Below are 13,033 nucleotides of genomic sequence, written 5' to 3' on the forward strand. Positions count from 1 at the left end.
TTAGGGTGTATATCTTATTATTTTGTTTCATTTAACTAAGTCTTCTTGTTGTAAATAAATATTATGTTTCCTTATTAGTTGATAATTAAAAAACCTAACCAAAAGGTTAGGTTCGTATCTTTTAATTTCCAACATAAAATGTTTTCTAATAAGATACTTCCTTCACCCCGAAGAAATTTCTTTTGATATTTTAGGCAGGTATCCTGACTTAGTTTCATTCTACTCCTCACCTTCCCATAGTTTGAACTACAGTGGTTTACCGAGTTTCGTCCACATTACAGTAACGGGGGTTGTAGAGGTTTTCCACCTCTTTCCCTATTAATCGTTAAAGAACCTAAAATATTTTTTATTATTCTTACAATTTAATTCTATACCAAATTATGCATATAATCCATATAAAAAATTTCTTTTCATAAAAATTTGTTAAAAATTTATCTTTAAGATTCTTTTAAGGTTAAATTATTATACTCATACTATAAAATACATTGCTAAATATGTGAGAAATATGATAATAAAATCATTCAAACGATATGAGAAAAAATTTTTAATAACAGAAAACCAATATAATGAGTTACTTCCAAAACTTTTTGATTATATGAACCATGATAAATTTTGCCAAAACAACAATACTTATAGTATATATAACATCTATTATGATACGAAAAATAGTGATGTCATAAGGCATTCCATATCAAATCCATTAGTACATAAAAAAAGAAGAAACTTAGTCCTTCTTTTTTTAGTCATTTATGCTTATATCTCCTGTCTTTACATTTGCTATAATCTTATTCACTGGATCATTTCCATATTGTCCAGTAAAAGAATCTGATGATTGTGATACATTATTAAACTTTAACCCTGTATCTAAATCTCCAAAGTTCTTATTACCTTCAAAAATAAAACTTAAATTTTTATTTGTATATAACTCTACGTCTCCAACTTTTGATTTAATGCTAAAGTCTCCATTTAAATTTTCTATATCACAAGTTATATCTCCAACTTGAGATTCTATGCTACCTTTTCCACTAAATTTGTCTATATCAATATCTCCAGTTTTTCCTTTAATAGTTACTTCTTTTCCATATAGATAATTAAAATTCACATCTCCAACTTTGTTGTTTATATCAATTTTATTAGAATTTATTCTTTGATTTCCATCAATATCTCCAGTTACAACATCAATAGATAGATTATTTAAATTTAAATTTGAATCAAAAGTTATATCTCCTACTCTGTTGTTAATCGTTATATTTTCCTTATAAGATTTCGGAACCTTTATTTCCACCTGTAAAGAATATCCATTAAATATGCCAAATATATTTCTACTTGATTTATTATTAAAATCCTCAATTTTTAATGTATCTGAGTTAATGTCCGCATTTATATACTTATTATTTTTTAAAGTTTTATTACATTTCACAATTACTTTTATATTATCTTCATTATTTTCAGTAATAATTAAATCACTGGCGTTAAAATCAGTTTTTATATACTTAATATGATTTATATCATCAAATTTTAATTCTTTTACTACTTTCATATTTGAAATTGTAAAACTTCTATTAGAAATATTACCTGAAAATATATTTCCACCCCATCCTTTTATGCCTACTGCTAATACTAATGCTAATAAAATTGCAACAATAGACCATAGGATCATTCTAAGTTTGACCCAATTCTTATCATTCATTAATCTATCTCCTTATATTCAAAATAGGCTCTTATTACTTTCTCTATGGCTGCACCTATTATAAACATTATCCATGTTATATGCCATGCACCTGTTGTAAAGCTTATTAGCAAATATATTGCTGTAATTATTGCCCACATTGCACTTTCAATAGATTTTCTCACTCTTCTACTTTTACTAGTAGTACTTTTCCATTCTTTAAAATCCTCTACTAAGGTGTCATCCTGTTTCATATATTGTGGCTTTGTCATATTATTATAAATTAAAAGACCTGTAGCCCCCGCTATTAATAAGAACATTATAACTACTCCTAAAGTTTCAAATCCAAATCCTTCAAAAACTATTACACTTACAGGGCATAATATATACATCATTACTGATATTGCGGTAATTTTTGCACTTTTCTTCTTATCCCAACTTTCCTTCGTAATTTCTAAAGGATCTTTTTCAAATAAATTATCAATATTTCCTATACTTGATATAACCTTATTATAAGCCATTTCATCGTCCATATTACTTTGTAATAAATCATAATATTTATCTAATAAATTTGCTAATAATTCTTCTTTAAACTCTTCTGTTCTTCTATTTTGGGGTGCATTTTCAAATAATTCTTGTACATAATCCTTTATTTTTACTTCAAAGTTTCCTATCATGATATACCTTCCTCCTTAAATTAAACTATCAATTATATTTTTAGCTTCTTCCCAATCCAACTTATTTTGATCATAAATTTGTCTTCCCATTTCAGTGATTGAATAATATCTTCTTCTAGCTCCACTTCCTTCATTTCCCCAATATGATGTAATTAACTCAGCTTTTTCCAACCTTCTAAATGCTGAGTATAATGTAGCTTCTTTTAATTCATAAAGATTATTTGTCTTTTCTTTTATTACTTTATTAATGGCGTATCCATAACTATCGCCTTTCATAAGTTCATTTAATATTATGGTGTCTGTATGTCCCCTTAGTAAATCTGATGTAATTGACAAGAATAGCATCTCCTTTTTCCTCATTTTACTATTATAGTAACTTTATATACTTCGCCTGTCAATGTATATATGAAAATATAATATGTTTTTTCTTAGAATATGTTAATAATAAAAAAATAGTAACTACATTAAATATATATAATATAGTTACTATTAACATCTGTTTATATTACTCTTGTACTTTTATGTCGTGCTCAAGCGCAAAATTCCTTATACGCCCATTTTTCTTATTTTTTTATGATTAATTAATTAAATGTAAATCCTTATAGAAACAATAAATACACAGTAAGCCTACAACATACTTTCATACAAGCAAAAAAGAACTCTAATTGCTAGAGTTCTTCATATACAATTATCTTATATTTTAGATAACTCACTTAGGTTTTTATCTATAATTCTACTTTCCATAATCCATGAAGATTACAATAAGCATATGCTTCTAATACTTTATCATCTTCAGTTAAAGCAAATTCTATAATTGGATCACTATCTATTTCTAAATGTTTACGTTGCATACCTTGTGTAGTTAGCAGATATATCCAACTTATATGATGCTCTTGTATCATAGGATGTAATGTGCTTCCAACTTGTACTTTTACTTTGTCTTCATTTATATTTAATACTGGTATATGTTTTTCTACTGAGGCTTCTGTTGTATTTGCCTCTAGCTCATTCATTGTTTTACCACAACATACTACTTTAGGTCCTTTATGGTCTATCATTTCTATTAAATTTCCACAAACACTGCATATAAAAAATTTTTTTGAATTGTTCATTCTATAACCCCCTCCATATTAAATCCTCAACTATTAATAATTGTGATTATTTTATACCCTCCAGGTTGTAGCCCCTTAGGTAATAATACAAGTATAATTCATCATATACTCTTAATTTTATCTTATATATAATTATAACTACTGTCAATCTCAATCATTCTATCTTCCTACTTTCCAAATAATCATTTAAAAGTTTATTGCTTATAGTAAGCATACCAATGCACTGTTTCTATTAAGTTAAAAATCAAATGAAATAAATAAAACCTTTTTATAGTACTTGTTGTTATATTTTGTTAATTTTACTCATAAGACTTTCCATTACTATAAAAACAAAAAAAGTTGCTATGATTATTTCGCAACTTTTAAATAATTTTAAAATTTATTTAATATTTTTGACTTCATACTAAGCTTTGTATCTTCATCAATTATATTCCTCATTAATTTAATCTTCCCATTATCTTCAAAATACTGTGATCCATATTTCAAATTAAATTCATAATCAAAATCATCAGGATTTTTCCCTTGATTGTGTTGAACTATAGTTTCAAGTTTATCCATAGCTTTTACAAGCTTAGCTTCTTTTGTACAACACTCATTATATTCTTTCCACAAATCATATATTTTTCCACTTAAACTTTCTGGTAATGTTGTTAACATTCTTTTCATAGCTCTCTCTTCCATATGCGATTTATTATCATCTGCACTTTGCAGTTTTGCTGATATATCACCATCATAAAGCTCACCTAAATCATGAACCAAACTCATCTTTATGGCTTTATTAATATCAACATCTTTAAAGTCCTCTTCTAAGACCATTAACAACATTGCCAGCCTCCAAGAATGCTCTGCCGTAGATTCTCTTCGACCAGTTTTTGTCCAAGCAGTTCTTGTAACTGATTTTAAATTTTCTATTTCTTTTATAAATTCAATAACTTGATTAGTATTATTCATAGCAACTCTCCTATATATATGTTAATTATACTTTATCATAGACATATTATTAATTTACATGACATATGTCATTCATACATATACATTATATAGCCATATTAACTCAGTAAATTTTATTTCACGGGAATATAAAGACCAAAATAATCAATAGGACTTTCATCTTTATATACAGTTAATAACATTTGTCCAAGTATGGGACCAGATACATTAATATTATTTTCTATTACTATTTTCTCACATATCTTATCCAATTATCATAAGCCTTGTCATCTAAAGCTATTACAGTATACATATATTGTTCTTCTGATATAAATTCAATACTTTTGCTTTCTATGTTATCTTTTATTTTTTCAATATTATCTGTTATAGTAAGACCCCATTTGATCTTTTTCTCTGCATCATTATCAGATAAATCACCTTCATCTATTAAGAAAGAAAAGTTTATATAATCAAATATATATTGATCTATATTTTGAATTTTTTCTACAAGTTCTATAAAATCATTGAACTTATCTTCCTTTGTGATTTCTAAAAGGAAGTAGCTTTCTCTTTCATCTTTTACTATCTCTACTTTTTTAGAGTCATAAATACACTCTTCCACAGATATTTTCATCATTTCTAGTCTTCGTTGAACCTTCTTTAATTTTTCGATTTCTTTATGTATGTATATTTCTTTATCTTTAATAAGGCTTAAAACTTGTTCTGGAGAAGAGTCTTTCATTACCTCATCAATATCATTTAAAGAAAGATTTAATGTTTTATAAAAAATTATATCTGTTAAGCAATTTAAATCTTCAATTTTATAATATCTATATCCATTATTTTTATATTTCTTAGGACTTAATAAACCTATATTATCATAATGCACCAAAGTGTCCCGGGAAATGTTGAACAACTTACTTACCTCTCCAATTAAATATTTATCTTTCATATATGCCATCCTTTTTTAATCTCATATCTATATTTATATATTAGAAAAGTATTTAACATAATGCAATAAGTAAGTAAATTTGTAATCTCTCAACATAAAAATAAACTACTTGGCATATGCCAAGTAGTTCATTTTTTACTTGCTTCTAACTGGGGTTTCATATATTAATGTTATCATCTATTAAGCTATATTTTGTTTATTACCTTCAGATTTTACTTTTCTTACTTTATTAAAGAATATAACTGTGAAAATTAAACCTGCAACTAAACCTATTCCATTACCTATTGCTGGTGATAATTTAAATCCTTCTGGAGCTTGCATTATATAACTAAATGTTACTACTGTCATGAATATTGCTGGTATAACAGTTATAAAATAGTTTTTATTAGCCTTAAGTAAGAACATTGTTCCTGTCCATAACATTATCATAGCTAATGTTTGGTTTGACCATGCAAAGTATCTCCATATTACGTTGAAATCTATAAATGTTAAAGCTACACCTACTGCAAATAAAGGTATTGCTATCATAAATCTATTTTTAATTGCATCTTGTTTTATATTAAATGTGTCAGCTATTGTAAGTCTAGCACTTCTAAATGCTGTATCACCTGAAGTTATTGGACATGCTACAACTCCTAGTATTGCTAGTCCTGCTCCTACTGATCCAAGTAAAGCAACTGACATTTCTTGAACACCTACTGCTGGATTTGTTCCATAAAGCGCTTGTAATTGTGGCTCACCATGGAAGAATGCCATTGCAGCTGCTGCCCATATTAAAGCTATAATACCTTCTGCTACCATTGATCCGTAGAATACTGGTCTTATTTCTCTTTCATGCTCAACACATCTAGCCATTAAAGGTGATTGTGTTGCATGGAATCCTGATATAGCACCACAAGCTATTGTTATAAATAAATATGGAAAAATTGATTTTCCACCTGGATGTAAGTTAGTTAACGTTAATTCTGGTATATTGTAACCTTTTACTATTAACCCACCTGCTATACCAACAGCCATTATTATAAGTGCAGCTCCAAATACAGGATATATCTTTCCTATAACTTTGTCTATTGGAAGTATTGTTGCTAATATATAATAAACAAATATTACTACTACCCATACTGATGTATCAATTTTAGTTAAGTTATTTAGAAGTCCTGCTGGTCCAGTTACGAATACTACACCTACTAAAACTAATAATACTACACTAAATACTACCATCACTTTTCTTGCATTTTCCCCTAAGTAAATACCAACAAGTTCTGATGCCGATACACCTTTGTTTTTAAGTGATAAATAACCTGATAAAAAGTCATGTACACCACCTGCAAATATTGTTCCAAATACTATCCATAAAAATGCTGCCGGTCCAAATAATGCCCCTTGAATTGCCCCAAATATTGGTCCAAGCCCTGCGATGTTTAAAAATTGAATAAGGAATATTTTCTTCCAATCCATTGGAACATAGTCAACTCCATCTTCTAAAGTTATTGCTGGAGTTTTTAATGAATCATCAATTCCAAACGTTCTTTCTACAAATCTTCCGTATAAAAAATAACCTAAAATTAAAATAACAATTGCACTAAAAAAAGTAATCATAATTCCTACTCCCTCTATAGTTTTTTGTAGAGATTTGTATTTTTTTATCATTTTTAATCTCTATACCAAAATAATACTATTTCTAACGCGGAAAACTATTTCTTATGTACGAATTGTCATAAATTATACATGAATTGCATTTATATATTCATAAGTTGCCTAAATAATTTAACCCTACCCCTACTTACAGTTATCTCATATTTTCCTTTGTTTAGTTTTAATATATATGTATTGTTAAACCAAGGTATTATCTCTTCTATTTTTTCTAAATTTACCAAATAAGATCTATGGCTTCTAAAAAAACTATCATTATTAATTGTTTTTTCTACTTCTGATATACATTCTCTTATTTCATATTCTTCATCTTTAGTAAAAATATGTGTATATCTTTCTCTTGCTTCACAGTAATAAATATCATGCACATCAACTATGTGAATTTTATCATTTTTCCAAAGGCTTATTTTATTACTAACCTTTTGATACTCAATTTTATCTTTACAATTATCTTCAAGGATAGCATTTTTTAGTTTATCTAACATTGAAATTATTCTTTCATCAGAATATGGTTTTAAAATATAATCAAAAGTATCTAAATTAAATGCCTCCACTGCATAATTATCATAAGCAGTTATAAAAACTATTTTTGGTTTTCTTTCAAATTTATTTATGGTTTTTGCTAAAAGCATTCCATCTAATTTTGGAATATTAATGTCTAGGAATATGGCATCTAATGTACTTTCTTGTATAAAATTAAGTACATCTAATCCGTTATCAAATTCATCCATAATCTCCATTTCTGTATATTTTTCAATAAAATATCTTAACTCTTTTCTTGCTGGATATTCATCATCAACTATAATAACTTTCATTTCTTACCTCCCCACATAGAACTCTATTAAGGTTCCACTGTCTAGTTTTTTTATGTCTAATCCTCTATGATAATATAATTTTAGTCTTAAGTGTACATTATAAAGTCCTATTTTATTTTCAGGCATATTCCCTGAATACAAATCTTCTATAACTTTATCATCTATTCCTATGCCATCATCTTCAACAGATACTTTAACCTTTTCTCCTAGATCCTTAACAGAAACAATTACTTGTCCACTTTTATTTTTCTCCTTACTTAGAATTCCATGAATAATGGCATTTTCAACTAGTGGTTGAATAATTAAACTTGGTATTTTAACATCCACATCATCTATATCATAAATAACCTTTAGTTTTTCACCAAATCGTGCTTTTTCTATTTCTACAAAGGACTTTACTTGATCTATTTCTTTTTTTATACTTATGGGTTTATCGTTAAATTCTAAGTTATGTCTAAGATAAGTAGATAAGCTTATTATAAGCTCTCTTGCTTTTTGAGGGTCAAAACGTATAAATGATGCTATTGTATTTAAGGCGTTGAATATAAAATGTGGATTAATCTGTCTTTGAAGAGATGTTATTTCTGCTTTTTTTCTTACCTCTATCTCTTTTTTATCTTTTTCTATTACTTGTACAATAGACACCATAAAACCTATCCCTAATTGTCCAACAATAAGAGGTAAGTATATGGCCCTTATAATATCAATAGCTAAGTCTGTGGGTTTTGAAATAAAATATATTAAAAGTATTGTTATATTCTCTGAAATCATACCAATTAAAATTCCCCAAAAAGCCCTTGATGATTTTGGGATTTTTTTATGTGCAATACCAGATAATATTCCTGCCATGATACTCGATATAAAACAAGGTACAGATGTCATTCCCCCTGAATCAATAAAATACCTATGCGCTCCTGCAATAAATCCTGCTGGAATACTAACAACAGGTCCAAATAATATTCCGCCAGATACTATAGATATTATTCTTGTATTTACAATAGATCCTTTATAATGAATTCCATTATATGTTGCCATTATTGCCAAAGAAGTAAATATTATAGATATAACAGCTAAATCTTTTTTACTGTATTTTTCTTTTTCAAAAATGCTTTTAAATGTATTTAATCTACTAATTAATAGAAATAGCATTACTAATAAACTTGTCTTTTCCATTAATGCTATTAAATAATCTGTTTTCATATGATTCCTCCTTTGTCCTCCACGTTAAGTATATATTACCACTTTATTTTATTCTAAATAAACAATCAATTAATATATATAATTTATTTCATCAAAAAAGGGCATATCAAAAATGATACTACCCTTAATAAGTTTAAATTTTATAATAATATGTTTACTTCTTTTAATTCCTTTTTTATTTCTTCTAAAGTATTTTCATCTGTTACTTCTATTGTGTGAACATGATAATTTTGTGTTAAACTTGATAATTGTTTAAATCCATTTTTTTTACTATTTTCCATAAATATTTTAAGGTCTCTATTTGATGCAAGATTTAATTCAGCTTTTATAGTTCCATATGTAGGGTGATCTACTATAACATCCTTCACCTTTCCACCTAAATCAATAATTGTTTGTAATTCTAATAAAAGATTCTCATCATTGTAATGATTCTTACATTTTATTTTAAATTCTTGATTTCTTATAGTGTATATTATATATCCAGTAGATGTAGCTAATATATCAATTCCAGAAGCTCTTAATAATGCAATATCCTTTACAACAATTTGTCTTGTTACATTAAGTTCTTTTGCTAAATCTACACCTTTAACTGGTCTATTAGATGTTTTTAGTATATGTAGTAATTTTTCTCTTCTTTCATTGCTATTCATAACACACCTTCTTCTTAAATAATCAGTTTATCTATCTTTTTACTATTCTATATAGATTTTTAATATAAATCAATAGGTCATTTATTATACTTACTTTACAATATATCAACATTGTATATTATTAAGTTTTTAACTATTGTATTTTTTGTTGTGTAGTAATAACTGCGGTGTTATAATGTTTTTACAAGTGTATATACACTTGTAAAAACATTATAACAGAAAAGGGTGTAAATATGAGGAATATTTTAAAAGAAAATATTTTACAGTTAAAAAAAGAAAAAAACGCTATAATACTTGCTCATCTATATGAGCCTGATGAAATACAAGAAATCGCTGATTATGCTGGAGATTCATATTATTTGAGCAAAATTGCTCGTGATTGTGAAGAAGAACTAATTATATTCTGCGGAGTAAAGTTTATGGGGGAAAGTGCTAAAATTTTATCTCCACACAAAAAAATTATCTTACCAGCTACTAATGCTGGATGTCCAATGGCTGATATGGCTAATGCTTCTGATTTAGAAGAAATGATAGAAAAATATCCAAATGCTTTTAAAGTATGTTACATAAATTCATCTTATGAAGTTAAAGCCCTTTGTGATGTTTCTGTTACTTCATCTAGTGCTTTAGATATTTTAAAAAATGTGCCTAATAAAGAAATTTTATTTTTACCAGATAGAAATTTAGGTGGTTACATAGCTGAATTTTTCCCTGAAAAAGAATTTATTTTATGGCAAGGCTTCTGCCCTACTCATGAAAGACTTACTTCTGAGGAAGTATTACAGGCTAAGAAATATCATCCAAATGTGAAAATTTTAGCTCATCCAGAATGTAACAAACCAGTTAGAGACTTGGCTGATTATATCGGAAGCACAAGTGGAATCATAAACTATGCTACAAAATGTGAAGATGAAGAATTTATAATTTGTACAGAGGAAGGTATTTTGTATGAATTAAATAAAAGAAATCCTAATAAGAAGTTTTATTTCCCTGAAAGAATGATTTGTCCTAACATGAAAAAAACTTCTTTGGAAAAAGTTTATGATGCTTTATGTGGAAAAATAGATGAAGTTATTCTAGATAAAGAAATATCAGAAAAAGCTTTAACATCTCTAGAAAACATGCATAAATTAGGGGAGATGGTTCTTTGTGGAAAATAAATATGTAGACGTTTTAGTAGTTGGATCTGGTGTAGCTGGACTATATTGTGCACTAAATCTTCGCCAAGATTTAGATGTAATGGTAGTTTCAAAGGATAAGATAGATTGTACTAATACATCTTTAGCTCAGGGTGGTATTTCTGTAGCTAGAGGTTTAGACGATGTTCCATTTTTTACAGAAGATACTTTAAAAGCTGGTAAATATGAAAATGATATTCATGCTGTAAATGTGCTAACAAATGAATCTATTGAAAACGTAGATTACCTAGTCTCTTTGGGACTTGATGTTGATAAAGATGAAGATGGTAATTGGGATTATACAAAAGAAGGTGCTCACTGTATAAATAGAATTATACACACACAAGATAACACTGGAGAAAATGTTGAAAAAACTCTTGTAAAAAATGCTTTTCGACGTAAAAATATAAGAATTTTAGAGGATACATTCCTTGTTGATATAATTGAAAGAAACGACAAATGTATTGGTGCTATATTATTAAAAAATAAAGAACAAATCAATGTATTTGCTAAATTTGTAGTTCTTGCTTGTGGTGGAATTGGTGGTTTATATAAAAATTCTACTAGTCAAAGAATTTTAAGAGGAGATGGTTTAGCTGTAGCCCTTAGACATAAAATAGAACTTAAAGATATTAATTATATTCAAATTCACCCAACTGCTTTTTATGATGAATCTGGGGATGAAAGAAGATTTTTGATATCTGAATCTGTAAGAGGTGAAGGTGGAAAACTTTACAATATTAATGGAGAAAGATTTGTGGACGAACTTCAACCTAGGGACGTGGTGTCTGAGGCAATTTTCAATGAAATGAAAAAAACTAATACACCTTATGTGTATCTTGATATTAGTTTCTTAAATGAAGAATATCTTAAAAATCGCTTCTCTACTATTTATAATAAATGTTTAGAAAAAGGCACTGATATTACAAAAGAGCCTATAAAAGTTTCTCCTGCTCAACATTATTTTATGGGTGGTATAAAAGTTGATTTAAGTAGTGAAACTTCCATGAAAAATCTATATGCTGTTGGCGAAACTGCTTGTACAGGAATTCATGGTGCCAATAGACTTGCTAGTAACTCTTTACTTGAAGGCCTTGTTTTCTCTAAAAGAGCTGCCCAAAATATTAATGAAAGTATAGATGAATTTAATCTGACAAAAGTGGATATTGATGAAATATATACTAGCAGAGAAGAAATAGAAGAAGAAAATGGACTCATAGTTGTGAATGCTATTAAAGATAAGGGTGGAGTTATAGATGATTAATTTTTTAGTAGTAGATAAAATAATTAAAGATGCTCTTGTGGAAGATATCCCAGGAGAAGATATAAGTACAAATTCTGTAATTAGTGAAGATAGTAATTCTACAGTAGATTTAATTTGCAAAGAAGAAGGAGTCATTGCCGGACTTAAAGTTTTTGAAAGAGTTTTTAAAATTCTTGGTAATGTGGAAGTATCTTTTCTAAAAAATGATGGAGATAAAATTTATCCTGGCGATAAAATAGCTCTTATAAAAGGCAATACTCGGTTCATTCTCCAAGGTGAACGTGTTGCTCTAAATTTATTACAAAGAATGAGTGGTATTGCCACACTTACTAATAAATATGTTAAAGAAATTGAGCATACAAATGCTAAATTATTAGATACTAGAAAAACTACACCTAATTTAAAGATTCTTGAAAAGTATTCTGTTAAAGTTGGTGGTGGTCACAATCATCGATTCAATTTATCTGATGGTGTTATGCTAAAGGATAACCATATTGCAGCAGCTGGTGGTATTACTAATGCTGTTAAGCTTTGTAGAGAAAATTCTTCTTTTGTTAGAAAAATTGAAGTTGAGACTGAAACCTTAGATATGGTTAAAGAAGCTATTGAGGCTAAAGCAGATATTATTATGCTTGATAATATGAATTTAGAAGTAGCAAAAGAAGCAATAAATATGATTGGTGATAAAGCCATTATTGAGTTTTCTGGTAATGTAAAATTAGAAAATATTAAGTCTATTGCTAAAATTGGTGTTGATTGCATATCTGTGGGTGCTCTTACTCACTCCGTTAAAAATCTTGATCTTAGTATGAAAAACTTAAAAAATATATGATCTATGAAAATGAAGAGTAATAATTTAGATAAAAATTATCTAAAATTATTACTCTTTTTATTTATCAAATAATTATATATATTAAGCTAAATTTAATACTT

At 27.6% G+C, this 13,033-nt stretch carries 15 protein-coding genes and 1 riboswitch; of the genes, 4 read left to right on the forward strand and 11 right to left on the reverse strand.

The genetic code is table 11. The annotated features are described in order from the left end of the window. Positions 1–176: 176 nt before the first annotated feature. Positions 177–353, reverse strand: a riboswitch (cobalamin riboswitch). 152 nt (positions 354–505) lie between these two features. Further along, complete coding sequence (locus K0039_RS22805) at positions 506–829, forward strand: VTC domain-containing protein (protein ID WP_334302536.1); 324 nt, start codon at positions 506–508, stop codon at positions 827–829. On the opposite strand, the gene K0039_RS11025 is transcribed toward K0039_RS22805, so the two are convergent. The 11 genes from K0039_RS11025 to K0039_RS11075 all read right to left on the reverse strand — a co-directional run bounded on the left by K0039_RS11025 (position 740) and on the right by K0039_RS11075 (position 9,658). Further along, the gene (locus K0039_RS11025) at positions 740–1,690 is read right to left on the reverse strand and encodes a DUF4097 family beta strand repeat-containing protein (RefSeq protein ID WP_228105125.1); all 951 of its coding nucleotides are present in this window, start codon (positions 1,688–1,690) and stop codon (positions 740–742) included. The genes K0039_RS22805 and K0039_RS11025 overlap by 90 nt on opposite strands. After that, entirely contained in the window at positions 1,690–2,346 is a 657-nt protein-coding gene (locus K0039_RS11030) for a permease prefix domain 1-containing protein (RefSeq protein WP_228105126.1), read from the reverse strand. The genes K0039_RS11025 and K0039_RS11030 overlap by 1 nt, the downstream gene beginning before the upstream one ends. Before the next feature lie 15 nt (positions 2,347–2,361). Beyond that, positions 2,362–2,682, reverse strand: a complete 321-nt coding sequence (locus tag K0039_RS11035) for a PadR family transcriptional regulator (protein WP_228105127.1) — start codon at positions 2,680–2,682, stop codon at positions 2,362–2,364. A gap of 389 nt (positions 2,683–3,071) precedes the next feature. Then, the gene (locus K0039_RS11040) at positions 3,072–3,458 is read right to left on the reverse strand and encodes a desulfoferrodoxin family protein (protein WP_228105128.1); all 387 of its coding nucleotides are present in this window, start codon (positions 3,456–3,458) and stop codon (positions 3,072–3,074) included. Positions 3,459–3,830: 372 nt separating this feature from the next. After that, a complete protein-coding gene (locus K0039_RS11045) occupies positions 3,831–4,409 on the reverse strand; it encodes an HD domain-containing protein (protein WP_228105129.1) in 579 nt (192 codons plus the stop codon). Positions 4,410–4,522: 113 nt separating this feature from the next. Further along, positions 4,523–4,660: a hypothetical protein gene (locus K0039_RS11050; protein ID WP_228105130.1), complete on the reverse strand. Its 138-nt coding sequence runs from the start codon at positions 4,658–4,660 to the stop codon at positions 4,523–4,525. Beyond that, positions 4,636–5,340 (reverse strand): MerR family transcriptional regulator, encoded by a 705-nt coding sequence (locus K0039_RS11055; RefSeq protein ID WP_228105131.1) that lies wholly within the window; start codon positions 5,338–5,340, stop codon positions 4,636–4,638. Before K0039_RS11055 ends, K0039_RS11050 begins: the two co-directional genes overlap by 25 nt. A 180-nt stretch (positions 5,341–5,520) precedes the next feature. Next, on the reverse strand, positions 5,521–6,939 hold the full coding sequence (locus tag K0039_RS11060; RefSeq protein ID WP_228105132.1) for a carbon starvation CstA family protein: 1,419 nt from the start codon (positions 6,937–6,939) through the stop codon (positions 5,521–5,523). Between the two features lie 140 nt (positions 6,940–7,079). Further along, complete coding sequence (locus K0039_RS11065) at positions 7,080–7,808, reverse strand: LytR/AlgR family response regulator transcription factor (RefSeq protein WP_228105133.1); 729 nt, start codon at positions 7,806–7,808, stop codon at positions 7,080–7,082. A 3-nt stretch (positions 7,809–7,811) separates the two neighbouring features. Further along, positions 7,812–9,008 (reverse strand): sensor histidine kinase, encoded by a 1,197-nt coding sequence (locus K0039_RS11070; protein ID WP_228105134.1) that lies wholly within the window; start codon positions 9,006–9,008, stop codon positions 7,812–7,814. Positions 9,009–9,148: 140 nt separating this feature from the next. Continuing rightward, positions 9,149–9,658, reverse strand: coding sequence for a transcription repressor NadR (locus K0039_RS11075; protein WP_228105135.1), 510 nt, complete (start codon positions 9,656–9,658; stop codon positions 9,149–9,151). A 233-nt stretch (positions 9,659–9,891) separates the two neighbouring features. Between K0039_RS11075 and nadA the strand changes: the two genes are divergently transcribed. The 3 genes from nadA to nadC are packed head-to-tail and all read left to right on the forward strand — an operon-like array spanning position 9,892 to position 12,932. Further along, entirely contained in the window at positions 9,892–10,818 is a 927-nt protein-coding gene (gene nadA / locus K0039_RS11080; RefSeq protein WP_228105136.1) for a quinolinate synthase NadA, read from the forward strand. Beyond that, positions 10,808–12,100 (forward strand): L-aspartate oxidase, encoded by a 1,293-nt coding sequence (locus tag K0039_RS11085; protein ID WP_228105137.1) that lies wholly within the window; start codon positions 10,808–10,810, stop codon positions 12,098–12,100. Before nadA ends, K0039_RS11085 begins: the two co-directional genes overlap by 11 nt. Continuing rightward, complete coding sequence (gene nadC / locus K0039_RS11090) at positions 12,093–12,932, forward strand: carboxylating nicotinate-nucleotide diphosphorylase (RefSeq protein ID WP_228105138.1); 840 nt, start codon at positions 12,093–12,095, stop codon at positions 12,930–12,932. Before K0039_RS11085 ends, nadC begins: the two co-directional genes overlap by 8 nt. Positions 12,933–13,033 lie beyond the last annotated feature (101 nt).

This window comes from Terrisporobacter mayombei (assembly GCF_020748465.1).
GTDB lineage: Bacteria > Bacillota > Clostridia > Peptostreptococcales > Peptostreptococcaceae > Terrisporobacter > Terrisporobacter mayombei.

Excerpts from the sequence above, each read along its gene's own strand:
- K0039_RS22805 (WP_334302536.1), top strand. The coding sequence starts at position 506 with ATGATAATAAAATCATTCAAACGATATGAGAAAAAATTTTTAATAACA.
- K0039_RS11040 (WP_228105128.1), bottom strand. The coding sequence starts at position 3,458 with ATGAACAATTCAAAAAAATTTTTTATATGCAGTGTTTGTGGAAATTTA.
- K0039_RS11070 (WP_228105134.1), bottom strand. The coding sequence starts at position 9,008 with ATGAAAACAGATTATTTAATAGCATTAATGGAAAAGACAAGTTTATTA.
- K0039_RS11025 (WP_228105125.1), bottom strand. The coding sequence starts at position 1,690 with ATGAATGATAAGAATTGGGTCAAACTTAGAATGATCCTATGGTCTATT.
- nadC (WP_228105138.1), top strand. The coding sequence starts at position 12,093 with ATGATTAATTTTTTAGTAGTAGATAAAATAATTAAAGATGCTCTTGTG.
- nadA (WP_228105136.1), top strand. The coding sequence starts at position 9,892 with ATGAGGAATATTTTAAAAGAAAATATTTTACAGTTAAAAAAAGAAAAA.
- K0039_RS11045 (WP_228105129.1), bottom strand. The coding sequence starts at position 4,409 with ATGAATAATACTAATCAAGTTATTGAATTTATAAAAGAAATAGAAAAT.
- K0039_RS11075 (WP_228105135.1), bottom strand. The coding sequence starts at position 9,658 with ATGAATAGCAATGAAAGAAGAGAAAAATTACTACATATACTAAAAACA.
- K0039_RS11030 (WP_228105126.1), bottom strand. The coding sequence starts at position 2,346 with ATGATAGGAAACTTTGAAGTAAAAATAAAGGATTATGTACAAGAATTA.
- K0039_RS11065 (WP_228105133.1), bottom strand. The coding sequence starts at position 7,808 with ATGAAAGTTATTATAGTTGATGATGAATATCCAGCAAGAAAAGAGTTA.
- K0039_RS11060 (WP_228105132.1), bottom strand. The coding sequence starts at position 6,939 with ATGATTACTTTTTTTAGTGCAATTGTTATTTTAATTTTAGGTTATTTT.
- K0039_RS11055 (WP_228105131.1), bottom strand. The coding sequence starts at position 5,340 with ATGAAAGATAAATATTTAATTGGAGAGGTAAGTAAGTTGTTCAACATT.